This window comes from Clostridium sp. OF09-36, assembly GCF_003481985.1.
Lineage (GTDB): Bacteria > Bacillota > Clostridia > Lachnospirales > Lachnospiraceae > Brotaphodocola.
This window is the reverse complement of record NZ_QUMD01000021.1, coordinates 1-11,868: the sequence shown is the minus strand read 5'-3', so window position 1 is coordinate 11,868 and position 11,868 is coordinate 1. Positions and strand designations below refer to the sequence as shown.

At 45.5% G+C, this 11,868-nt stretch carries 10 protein-coding genes; 2 read left to right on the top strand and 8 right to left on the bottom strand.

Going from position 1 to position 11,868, the window contains the following annotated elements:
* Positions 1 to 51: 51 nt before the first annotated feature.
* The 8 genes from DXA97_RS14270 to DXA97_RS14240 all read right to left on the bottom strand — a co-directional run bounded on the left by DXA97_RS14270 (position 52) and on the right by DXA97_RS14240 (position 9,473).
* Positions 52 to 987, bottom strand: coding sequence for an ABC transporter substrate-binding protein (locus DXA97_RS14270; RefSeq protein WP_243107685.1), 936 nt, complete (start codon positions 985 to 987; stop codon positions 52 to 54).
* The gene (locus tag DXA97_RS21045; RefSeq protein ID WP_243107684.1) at positions 960 to 1,277 is read right to left on the bottom strand and encodes a hypothetical protein; all 318 of its coding nucleotides are present in this window, start codon (positions 1,275 to 1,277) and stop codon (positions 960 to 962) included. Before DXA97_RS21045 ends, DXA97_RS14270 begins: the two co-directional genes overlap by 28 nt.
* Positions 1,278 to 1,827: 550 nt before the next feature.
* The gene (locus tag DXA97_RS14265; RefSeq protein ID WP_118720886.1) at positions 1,828 to 3,285 is read right to left on the bottom strand and encodes an MATE family efflux transporter; all 1,458 of its coding nucleotides are present in this window, start codon (positions 3,283 to 3,285) and stop codon (positions 1,828 to 1,830) included.
* Entirely contained in the window at positions 3,269 to 3,865 is a 597-nt protein-coding gene (locus tag DXA97_RS14260; protein WP_118720885.1) for a TetR/AcrR family transcriptional regulator, read from the bottom strand. Before DXA97_RS14260 ends, DXA97_RS14265 begins: the two co-directional genes overlap by 17 nt.
* Positions 3,866 to 4,085: 220 nt before the next feature.
* Positions 4,086 to 6,698 (bottom strand): bifunctional acetaldehyde-CoA/alcohol dehydrogenase, encoded by a 2,613-nt coding sequence (adhE, locus tag DXA97_RS14255; protein ID WP_118720904.1) that lies wholly within the window; start codon positions 6,696 to 6,698, stop codon positions 4,086 to 4,088.
* Positions 6,699 to 7,035: 337 nt separating this feature from the next.
* Positions 7,036 to 7,560 (bottom strand): DUF4446 family protein, encoded by a 525-nt coding sequence (locus DXA97_RS14250; RefSeq protein ID WP_118720884.1) that lies wholly within the window; start codon positions 7,558 to 7,560, stop codon positions 7,036 to 7,038.
* A 45-nt stretch (positions 7,561 to 7,605) separates the two neighbouring features.
* Positions 7,606 to 8,703, bottom strand: coding sequence for a ParB/RepB/Spo0J family partition protein (locus DXA97_RS14245; protein WP_118720883.1), 1,098 nt, complete (start codon positions 8,701 to 8,703; stop codon positions 7,606 to 7,608).
* 2 nt (positions 8,704 to 8,705) lie between these two features.
* Complete coding sequence (locus DXA97_RS14240; protein WP_118720882.1) at positions 8,706 to 9,473, bottom strand: AAA family ATPase; 768 nt, start codon at positions 9,471 to 9,473, stop codon at positions 8,706 to 8,708.
* Between the two features lie 679 nt (positions 9,474 to 10,152).
* On the opposite strand from DXA97_RS14240, the gene DXA97_RS14235 reads away from it, so the two are divergent.
* Together DXA97_RS14235 and DXA97_RS14230 are read left to right on the top strand one after the other, a co-directional pair.
* Complete coding sequence (locus DXA97_RS14235) at positions 10,153 to 11,106, top strand: alpha/beta fold hydrolase (RefSeq protein WP_118720881.1); 954 nt, start codon at positions 10,153 to 10,155, stop codon at positions 11,104 to 11,106.
* 280 nt (positions 11,107 to 11,386) lie between these two features.
* Positions 11,387 to 11,752 carry a VOC family protein gene (locus tag DXA97_RS14230; RefSeq protein WP_118720880.1) on the top strand — a complete coding sequence of 122 codons (366 nt, stop codon included), beginning with the start codon at positions 11,387 to 11,389 and terminating at the stop codon, positions 11,750 to 11,752.
* Positions 11,753 to 11,868: the final 116 nt, after the last annotated feature.

Here is an 11,868-nt window from a genome sequence, read left to right as displayed (position 1 = left end):
AGCACGCTTTCCGGCTCCCTTAGATGTACTTACATGAATTGTCGCTTTCGTTTATTTCATTTTTACGAATTTGCCATCTTCGATGGTTACTTTTACGAATTCCTTATCTACATCACCGTTGGAGTCAAACTTGGTCTGACCGGTAACGCCCGGATAATCAACATTGTAAAGTGCGTCTTTTACTTTAGCAGACTCAGTAGTTCCTGCATCCTCGATTGCGGTAAGCAGCATACCTACGGAATCGTATGCCTGAGAGGTCAGTGCAGACGGTGCGCTGCCGTAAACATCGGTGTACTGTTTTACATATGCCTGGATCTCAGGATCATCGGAATCTGCGAAGAAGATAACCGGGAAGCATACGCCGTTTACTGCGCTTCCACCCAGCTCAAGAAGCTGCTGGCTGTAAGCGTTGGAGAATGCAATGATAGTAACATCCGGGTTAACCTGCTTGTACTGCTTTGCAACCGGTGCTACCAGGTTGTACATACCACAGCAGATAACTGCCTCTGCGCCAGCTTCGTTCAGCTTTGCGATTGCTGCGGAGTAGTCATCAGAACCCTCCATAACTTCCTCGTGAGCTACAACCTTAACACCCTTATCACTCATACCATCAATGATGTCGTTAATGATCTTGGAGGTATTGGTTCCCCAGTCAGTCATAATGGAAATGATACCAATATTTTTCTTTCCAAGGTCATTCACTGCAATGTCAACACTCGCACCACCCTCTTTAGAAATAACGGTGTTGTTTCTGAAAATATAATCACCGATAGAGGAATAATCCGGATGGGAAGAGGACGGGGAAATTTCGATCACGCCGTTCTCCTGATAGATCGGAGCTGCTGTCATACATACGCCGGAAGCAAAATGTCCGATCACACCTGCGATGTTATCTTTGTCAGATACGATCTTCTGTGCGATGGTGGTTGCTTCCTCTGAGGTGTTCTTATCGTCGTACTCTACGATCTGAACCTCTCTGCCAAGCATCCGCCGTTATCGTTCCACTTCTGGGCCATAAGCTTTGCTGCGTTTGCGAAGCCGATACCATACTCAGAGTTATCTCCAGTCATCGGTGCTGCGACTGCAATGGTGATCGGGTTGGAAGTATCCAGATCACTGCTGCCGCCCTCTGCTGCTGCAGAAGTATCGGCTGCTGCATCCTTCTGTGCTGCAGTGGTTTCCGGGGTGCTGCTGCTCTGTGAACCGCCGGAGCAGGCTGTTGTCAGCGCCATAGCTGCCGCGAGTGTCAGTGAGAGTGCAAGATTTCTTTTCTTCATACTTTGTTCCTCCTTATTTTATGGATCACGTTGTCCAAATTTTCGTTTTCGATGTTTTAATTTTACAATTTTATCATTAAAATGTCAATTGTATTTGTGCATTCTGTTCAGCTTCGTGGTTTCTGCCTTGTTTTCATTTGTTTTATTTGCATGATTTATAGCATTATCACAAAGCAGTTTCAGATGTATGTGTCATTTTGAGACATGGTGGATCATGTCCATTAAGATCCGGGCTCCTCCTCATCAATCACGGCTCCTCCTTTTCCCTTTCCGATGTAGGAAAAAACCGTCATGCTCCCTTTTCCAGAAACATGACGGCATTGTCTCCTTGTTGCGATTTTTAATTATGTCTGACAAATTCAAACACATCGTTGTATATTTTATACATCATTTCTCTTTTTCTGTCAAGAATTCGAAGAACAAATTATTTACCGCTCTATTTACCTACCAATTTGCAGGTTTTGCCTATCAACCTACTATCCATACAGGTAATAGGAATTTCTGTTTACAGGCAGGCATTCTCTAAACGGAAAATCCCTATTCCTAAGCATCACCGTCCCAGCTTCCTGATGTACGGAATTACCATCACTGCCGCGACAACCATCGATGTCACCTCCGCCACCGGAGTTGCCCATGCCACACCGCCGATTCCGAACATAGCATTGAACAGAAACATAAATGGTACATCCACTGTTCCCTTTCTGAGCATGGATAAAATGATCGGCTGTTTCTTTTTGCCCGTGGCCTGAAACACAGTCAGGGCAAAAAATGTCATGGCCGTCATCGGACTTGCTGAACAAATAATATGAAGAAAACTGCATCCATATGACACCGTTTCCTCATTATTAATAAACAGTCTGGTCACAGCTGGAGCATTCAGATACAGCATGACCGCAATGAACAGGGCAACGCCCAGGCTGAATACAAACAGGGTCCGGATTGCCTCAAGCATACGTTTCCGGTCCCCGGAGCTATAGTTGTAGCCGATAAGTGGCAAGGTTCCCTGTGTAATCCCCTGTGCAACCGCAAAGGCCAGCATATTCACCTTTTTCGCAATCCCCATGCCTGCCACTGCCACATTGGAATACCCGGCAATGATATGATTCAGGACCATGTTCGAAACCGTTCCCATCATTGAAATCAGAAAGCTTGGCAAACCCACGCTGACTACCTCTGCCGGAATATGGTTTCCTAACGTATAGTATCTTGGTGATAAGGTCAGCACGCTGTTTTTGCGGATCTTCCAGATAAATCCCACAAAATACAAAAGCGCAGTTGTATTCGAGATCAGGGTAGCGATTGCCGCACCGGTGATCTGCAAATGAAAACCGTAGATAAAAAGCGGGTCCAGAACCATATTCAAAATCCCGCCAAAGGCAACACCAAAGCTTGCCTGTCTGGAATAGCCCTCTGCCCGGATCAGATGGGCCAGCGCCGGGTTCAAAACGGTCGGAAGTGCGCCAAGCCCGATCGTCCAGAACAGATAGGAGGAGGCCATCTGAAAGGTTTCCTCATTGGCCCCAAGAAGCGGCATCAGCACCGGTCTGCCAGCCAGTACAAGAACTCCGTAAAGAAACGACACTGCTGCCGCCGACCAGATACAAAAAGCACTGCAGCGCCTTGCCTGATCCCGCTCCTTTGCCCCCAGAAAACGGGAGATCAGACTGGCACCGCCGACTCCAAACAGATTGGAAAGCGCCGTCATAAACATAAACAGCGGCATTGCCAGCGTAGCTGCGGCCACCTGCTTCGGATCTCCCAGCTGACCGATAAAAAACGTATCTGCCATGTTATAAATGATCGTAATGATCTGGCTTACGACCGTCGGCACCGCCAGCATCAGGATTGCCTGTGCCACCGGCATACTGGCAAACAATTCGTTATTCTCCGCACCTGTATTCCCTGCATGTCCGTGTTTTATTTTCTTATTTTTCAGGCTCATGCGTTCCTGGGTTTCCGGGGTTTTCTGCTGTTCCTGTCTTTCATTGTATTCATTTTCCGGTTTCATCCGTGCTGCACCTCTCTTCCCCTTGCTTTAAACTATCAATAAAACATTGGATCGCAAAATGAAAGCTTTCTTCCACCGCCACCGGATAATGGGAAAAAAAGCCCTGCTCCTCCTGCGAGATAAATCCATGCACGATCGCACGGAACAATCGGCGGTAATGGATATTTTCTTCTTCCCTTAGATGAAAATCCTGCAGCATCTGCTTTAACGGATCCGTAAACAGGACCGCTGCGTCATCCAGCACCTGCGGATCCTTAGCCGACCGGTTCATGATCAGCCAGTAAAGTTCCTTGTGCTGCTTTGCGAAGCTGCGGTAAGTATCTGCAAGAATGCGCACGGCCTCTTCCCCGTGCTTTCCCTCGATTCCCTGCAGCTCCGCTTCCTTCTGAAGGCACAGCCCATACCGGCAGACCTCCGCCAAAAGCCCCTCCATATGATCCACATGGTTATAAAGCGACGCTGTTTTTACTCCCAGATGATCCGCCAGGGCACGCATGGAAAATGTTTCCCTGCCCTGCTGCTCGATCAGCTCTGCTGCCGCCTTCACCACCGTTTCCGGACTCAGCCCTTTGTGTGCCACTCTTTTTTCCTCCTTTTCCAGTAATAGGATCAGGTCCTATCGTTATCATGATAGATAAAACCCGGCGCAAAACTAATGCCATTAGTTTTATTATAAACGTGTGCGCCCTGCTTTGTCAATTCTATTGGAAAATGGACACCGCCAAAATGCTAAAAAAAGAGGCCCGGACATTTGTCCGGAACCTCTTGCTTTTATTCATTATCTATATCCTTTATGCTTTTTATTTTCCGTAGTAAGCTCTTAAATACATCTCCTTGATCTCGCTCATCAGCGGGTATCTCGGGTTTGCACCGGTGCACTGGTCATCGAATGCCTGCTCAACCATAGCATCCAGGGTATCTAAGAAGTACTTCTCGTCAACACCATACTCTGCGATGGTCTTCTTCACGCCAACTGCAGCCTTCAGTTCCTCAATCTTCTCGATGAGCTTCTTCACTGCCTCTTCATCGGTCTTCGCCTGAATTCCTACGAAGCGTGCGCACTCTGCATAGCGGGCCATGGTGTGCGGATACTGGTACTGGGAGAAGGTTCCCATCTTTCTCGGGCACTCAGCAGAGTTGAACTCTACAACCAGGGAAATAAGCAGTGCGTTTGCGATACCATGCGGCAGATGATGGAATGCGCCAAGCTTATGTGCCATGGAGTGGCAGACACCTAAGAATGCGTTTGCAAATGCCATACCAGCCATGCAGGAAGCATCAGCCATCTTGCTTCTTGCCTCTACATTGCTGCCATCGTTGTATGCAGCCGGCAGGTACTCAAAAACATTCTTCATAGCCTTCAGTGCCAGACCATCGGTGTAATCGGTTGCCATAACAGAAGCGTATGCCTCCAGTGCATGGGTCAGAACATCCACACCAGATGCGCTGGTTAAGCCCTTCGGCTGGCTCATCATGTTATCGGTATCTACGATCGCCATATTCGGCAGCAGCTGATAGTCTGCTAACGGATACTTCACGCCGGTTTCCTGATCAGTAATAACCGCGAACGGAGTTACCTCGGAACCAGTACCGGAAGAAGTCGGAATTGCTACGAAGTAAGCCTTCTCGCCCATCTTCGGGAAGGTGTAAACACGTTTCCGGATATCGATGAAGCGCATTGCCATGCCCTGGAAATCTACTTCCGGATGCTCGTACATTACCCACATGATCTTACCGGCATCCATTGCGGAACCACCGCCCAGTGCGATGATGACATCCGGCTGGAATGCGGTCATAGCCTTTGCACCCTCGATCGCATTTGCCAAGGTCGGGTCCGGCTGTACGTTGGAGAAGCACTGGTAAACAATACCCATTTCATCCAGCTTATCGGTGATCGGTTTGGTATAACCGTTCATATACAGGAAGGAGTCCGTTACGATGAAGGCTCTCTTCTTGCCCATAACATCCTTCAGCTCACTTAAAGCAACCGGCATAGAACCCTTCTTGAAATATACCTTCTCCGGTGTACGGAACCACAGCATGTTCTCTCTCCTCTCAGCAACAGTCTTAATGTTCAGCAAATGCTTTACACCTACGTTTTCAGAAACCGAGTTGCCACCCCAGGAGCCGCAGCCCAGTGTCAGAGACGGGAGCAGCTTGAAGTTGTACAGGTCACCGATACCACCCTGAGAGGACGGAGTATTGATCAGGATACGGCAGGTCTTCATAGCCGCTGCATGCTTCGCCATCTTCTCTTTTTCATTGATATTAATATAGAGGGAAGAGGTATGGCCATAACCGCCATCTGCGACCAGACGCTCTGCCTTTGCGATTGCCTCATCAAAGGTCTGTGCCTTATACATTGCAAGGACCGGAGACAGCTTCTCATGTGCGAACTCCTCGCTGATGTCCACGGACTCTACTTCACCAATCAGGATCTTGGTATCCTCCGGAACCTCAACACCTGCCATCTGCGCGATCTTAAATGCGCTCTGGCCAACAATCTTTGCGTTCAGGGAACCATTGATCAGGATGGTCTTTCTTACCTTCTCGATCTCATCCGGCTTTAAGAAATAACAGCCGCGGTATTTAAACTCTTTCTTTACTGCCTCATAAACCGGAGCCAGTACTGTTACAGACTGCTCGGATGCACAGATCATACCATTATCGAAGGTCTTGGAATGGATAATGGAGTTTACAGCCAGCTTAATGTCTGCAGTTTCATCGATGATAGCCGGAGTATTACCAGCACCTACACCAAGTGCCGGTTTGCCGGAAGAATATGCTGCCTTTACCATGCCAGGGCCACCGGTTGCCAGGATGATGTCTGCATCCTTCATAACAGTGTTCGTAAGTTCCAGAGACGGAACATCGATCCAGCCGATGATGCCCTCCGGAGCGCCGGCTTTCACTGCTGCATCCAGAACAACCTTAGCGGCTGCGATGGTGCAGGCCTTTGCACGCGGATGTGGGGAAATGATGATGGCGTTTCTGGTCTTTAAGCAGATCAGGGTTTTGAAGATTGCGGTAGAGGTCGGGTTGGTAGTCGGGATTACGGCTGCAACCAGGCCGATCGGCTCTGCAATTTTCTTGATACCATACGCCTTATCTTCCTCGATCACACCACAGGTCTTCATATCTTTATATGCGTTATGGATATGCTCTGCAGCGTAGTTGTTCTTGATCACTTTATCCTCTACAACGCCCATGCCAGTTTCTTCTACTGCCATCTTCGCTAATGGAATACGCATCTGGTTTGCTGCGATTGCTGCTGCATGGAAAATTTTATCAACCTGTTCCTGCGTATAAGTAGCAAATACCTTCTGTGCCTCACGCATAGCGGCCATTTTCTTTTCCAGTGCTTCTACATTGTCGATGATTGCCGGAACTGCTGTTGTTTCTTTCTTCGCCATGTTCTTATCCTCCAACGATTCATTTCCATCAAAGCCAACGCCATTCCGTTTCATTTGCGTTGGTTCTTTCCAGGTTCAGTTCTTTTTGCTTTGTTTTCTGTTTACTGCTGATTCGATTTTGTTTTCATTCATTTCCGGCGCTACATTCCGTTGCGCCTCAGTGGTTTGAAATCAATCATTCTTTGATATTTTTTTGACGATTAATTCTGTTTGTATTATACCACTCGTTAAATAATTGTCAATATATTTTTTTATTTTCTTTCTGTCTTTTTTTCTGTACAACATAAAAAGAGGTGGAAAAACATTCTCCCAGATTGTTTTTCCACCTCTTATATTATCACTCCTGCGGCTGCTTCCGCTCCCGGTATCCAAGTGCCTGCTCCAGTGCTTCCTGTTCCTCTGCACCAAGCAAAACCTCCGTCTCTCCCCGTTCTACATCCTTTAAATAAAGATAACAGCCTTCCCGGCTATGAACGGAATTCAACACAAATCCTGTGTTGGTATAATCCAAAAGTGCCAGTGCAAAGCTTAGATTTCCACCCATTCCTTTAAATGCATTGTACTTTACAATACCAATCTTCTGGAATGCTGCACGGCTATTTTTATTAGCTGTCCGGATTGAATCCTTATTATAACGATCCTGTGCTTTCAGATCAATGATATCGTTCATCTGCTCAACGATTAGGTTCTCCATCGTCTCTGCATCTTTTCCGCGCATAAAAATATCATATCTGCGGTAAAGCTTCCGCATGTTGATCAGGCACATAACTGTCACAACAAGCAAAATCAGGGTCAGGACCACTGATGCGATCAGCAGATACACCGGGTCAAACCCAAGATTATTTAATATACTTCCTTCCATAGATAAATCCCGTCTTTCCGTTTTGTGGTTCGGTTCATATGCAACCTACATCGGCTGGATTGATTCAATCAGCTCAACAATGCGTTCCAATTCTGCCTCCGAATAATATTCGATTTCGACTTTTCCTTTTGTTTTATCCTTACGGCTGATGTTAACCTTAGTTCCCATCACCGTCTTCATCCGGTTCTCCATATCCTGGAATACCAGTTCCACCGCTTCATCTACCTGGGACTTTTTCTTTTCCTTCTTCTCCCGTCCCAACAGTTTTACTGCTTTTTCGCTTTCCCGGACACTTAATTTCTCCTGCTCAACCTTCTGAGCCAGTGCCAGCTGCTGCTGCGGATCACTCACGCCAAGAAGTGCACGTGCATGACCACTTGTAATACGTCCTTCCGCAAGCATCTGCTGCACTCCAGGAACCAGATTCAGCAAACGCATGCTATTCGTGATCGTTGTACGGTTTTTAGAAACACGCTCTGCAATTTCTTCCTGCTTTAAAGAAAACTCCTGCATCAGCCGCTGGTATGCGAGCGCTTCCTCGATAGGATTTAAGTCTGCTCTCTGCACATTCTCAATCAATGCAATCTCCATAGTCTGCTGTGGACTATACTCCCGGATTACCACAGGAACCTTCTTTAATCCTGCTAATTTTGCTGCTCTCCATCTGCGTTCACCGGCAATGATCTCGTAGCTATCACCCTTTTTCTGAACCAGAAGCGGCTGCAAGACACCATATTTACGGATAGAATCCGCCAGCTCCTCCAGCTGTTCTTCATCGAACGCTTTTCTTGGCTGATCACGGTTCGGCTCGATCTCAGAAACCGGAAGCTCCAGCTCTGTCTGGGCTTCCTCCTCTGCTTTCAGGGCATTCGATGTAACATTCGCTGTATCTTCCAGGTTGAGACTCATCTGACCGTCCAGATCATCCTCCTGTAATTTTTTCTCGTCCGTCTTCGCTGTCTTTTCGGCTTTTCTGGTTTTCGCTCCATCGTTTTCTGGCTTATGATTCAGAGTATTTTTTCTCGCTCTTTGCGTCGCGATCGCAGCCTTCTCAGCCTTTTCCTCTGCAATAACTTCCTCTACCGTATCCTCTCCAAACAACGCTCCAAGGCCTCTGCCTAATCCTCTTTTTGCTCCTGCCATTTTTATTCTTCCCCTCTGCTAATTACTTCTGCTGCCAGCATCCGGTAACTCTCCGCACCTGTCGACCTGGTGTCGTAAATGTTGATCGGTTTTCCATGACTCGGTGCCTCTGCCAATCTGACATTTCTCGGAATGATCGTTTTGTAAATGCTCTTATTTAAATGTGCTTTTACATTCTCAACTACCTGAAGTGAAAGATTTGTTCTTGCATCATACATGGTAAATACGACACCTTCCAGCTCCAGCTTCGGATTCAGCTTTTTCTTTACCAAATCAACCGTCTGAAGAATCTGGCTCAATCCCTCCAGTGCATAGTATTCACACTGGATCGGTACCAACACCGTATCCGCTGCAGTCAATGCATTGATCGTCAACAGACTTAACGACGGCGGACAGTCAATAATGATATAATCGTAATTCTTTTCTACCTTTTCCAGTTCCAGCTTCAACAGCGACTCTTTGTTCGGAACATCCAATAATTCAATCTCTGCGCCCGCCAGATTCACATCTGACGGAAGAACATCCAGATTCTCCTGCACCTCTTTAATGATGCATTCTTCCAGAGTACACTCGCCGACCAGCAATTCATATACGGTCTTGTCCATGTACCCCTTTTCAAATCCAAGTCCACTGGTCGCGTTTCCCTGCGGATCAAAATCCACCGCAAGAACCTTCTGACCTGCTTCTGCCAGACATGCAGATAAATTAATAGCAGTCGTAGTTTTTCCTACGCCGCCCTTCTGATTTGCAATTGCTATTATTCTTCCCATATAACCATCCTTATATTTCTCGCCAAAAAGCAGATTTCTTGTTGCCGTTCACGTAAGCATATCCGGCTTATTTAAAACAATAACGTTAGTATAGCACACTTTTTTCACTTTTCCTATTCTTTGTAATAAAATCAGCTTGAAAATACAAAATATTCCTATTTACAGACGCATATTAACATATACAAATGTTTCACGTGAAACATTTCTTCTTCATCTGTGAATGGAAATGAGAACGATACAAATATATTTCAATTTAGGCGGGCGTGGATTGAAATATACATTCTGTTCGTTCTGCCATTCTCCGTCTGCGTCGTTTTTCCTCGCGGAAGCGTGGATTGGAATTATTCCGCGCAGCATACTCTGAAACTGCTGCGCCAGTCGCTTCCTTCGCGGAAGCGTGGATTGAAATCAGACGCAGCGCATCATCCTTGCAATTATCAACCGCCGCTTCCTCGCGGAAGCGTGGATTGGAATTACTGTTGCATCTGTTGAATTTAGTGTTGCTACCGTCACTTTTCTCGCAGAATCACAGGATGAAATCATTCTACTGGAAGCGGTTGCATCTTTCATAAAAAAATACTATACTTATAACATGAATTCCTAATTGTTTCAGCACTTTGTTACTGTTTACGCATTGCGCAAATAGCAACCCATCTTTTCATAATTAAAAGGAGATTTTATGAAAGCAAAAAATAAATTACTCACACTCCTTATACTTTCTGCCAGTGCCGCTGCCACTACTGCAGCAATCAACAAAGCCATTCAGGTTTCAGCTGTTTCTAAAAATCTGCTTGCTGAGCCAGAATCTCTCTGTTTTAAATGGCGCCTTGGCAATATTCACTACACCAAAGAAGGAAGCGGCAAACCACTTCTGCTCATCCATGATTTGAATCCAATGGCTTCCGGTCACGAGTGGAAACAACTGATTCCATTGTTGCGTGATGAATACACCATTTACACAATTGATCTTTTAGGATTCGGCCGTTCCGAAAAAGCAAATATGACATACACAAATTTTTTATATGTTCAACTGATTTCTGATTTTATTAAATCAGAAATTGGACACCGGACCAATGTAATTACGTCCGGTGAATCAGCTTCTATTCCGCTTATGGCATGTGCTAATAATCCAGACCTATTCGATCAGATTATGGCTATCAATCCACTCAGTCTTCTGGATTTCAGCACAATTCCAGGGAAAACTGCCAAAATGTATAAATGCATCGTAGAGTTACCCATCATAGGCACTCTGTTATACCATATTGCAAGCAGTAAAAAAATGATTACGGAAGAACTTGTGACAAAAGGATTTTTCAATCCCTACTCTGTAAAATCCAGCTATGTAGATTCCTGCTATGAAGCAGCTCACCTTGGCACATCACCAAAATCTACATTCGCAAGCATTCGCTGTAACTATACAAAATGCAATCTGGTGAATGCTCTAAAGAAAATCGACAACAGTATTTATCTGGTTGGCGGTGCTTCTATAGAAAACATGAAAGACCGTCTGGATGAATATAAAGGCTATAATTCTTCCATTGAAACTGCGCTTGTACCAAAGGCAAAAGGACTGCCACACTTAGAGCAACCAGACAAAATTGCAGAACTCGTTAAAACATATTTTTGCCAGTGAGAATTATCGTGGTGAATTTTACGGACAATAATTTCCAAATTAGATTTTATTGCCCGACCGCTTTTACGACAATCATATTTATGTGTTTCACGTGAAACATTTTTTCAATCCAAATATCATTTTTGAGGACTCTTTTAACATTACCTTTGTTATTTACTTATGTTTCACGTGAAACATTTTTCAAACCAAATATCATTTCAGAAAACTTTTTCAGTATCACTTTTGTTATTACTCATGTTTCACGTGAAACATGAAATTAAATAAAAAGGAGATTTGTATTATGGTTCAATTTAATCACTTCAATTTTAACGTATTGGATTTAGACAAGAGTTTAAAATTCTACAAAGACACTTTAAATCTGGAACCTGTTCGCGAGAAAGAAGCATCCGATGGTTCCTTCAAGCTTGTTTATCTGGGCGATGGCACCAGCAACTTCACCTTAGAGCTCACCTGGCTCCGCGACCGCACTGAGCCATACAACCTTGGCGAATGCGAATTTCATCTGGCCTTTGTAACGGACGAGTACGAAAAGCTCCATGAGCAGCACAAGCAACAGAACGTAATCTGCTACGAAAACGAGGGAATGGGCATTTACTTCATCTCCGATCCAGATGGCTACTGGATTGAAATCGTGCCTGCTAAGTAACAATTTAGCACAGTAAGTCGATTAGAAGGTCCGGGCGTGTACGAGTCTGACTTCCTCCATTTTCACATATCGTTGTTCGCTTGCTTTCGCTGACACATGTTCGCCTGCATCGGATT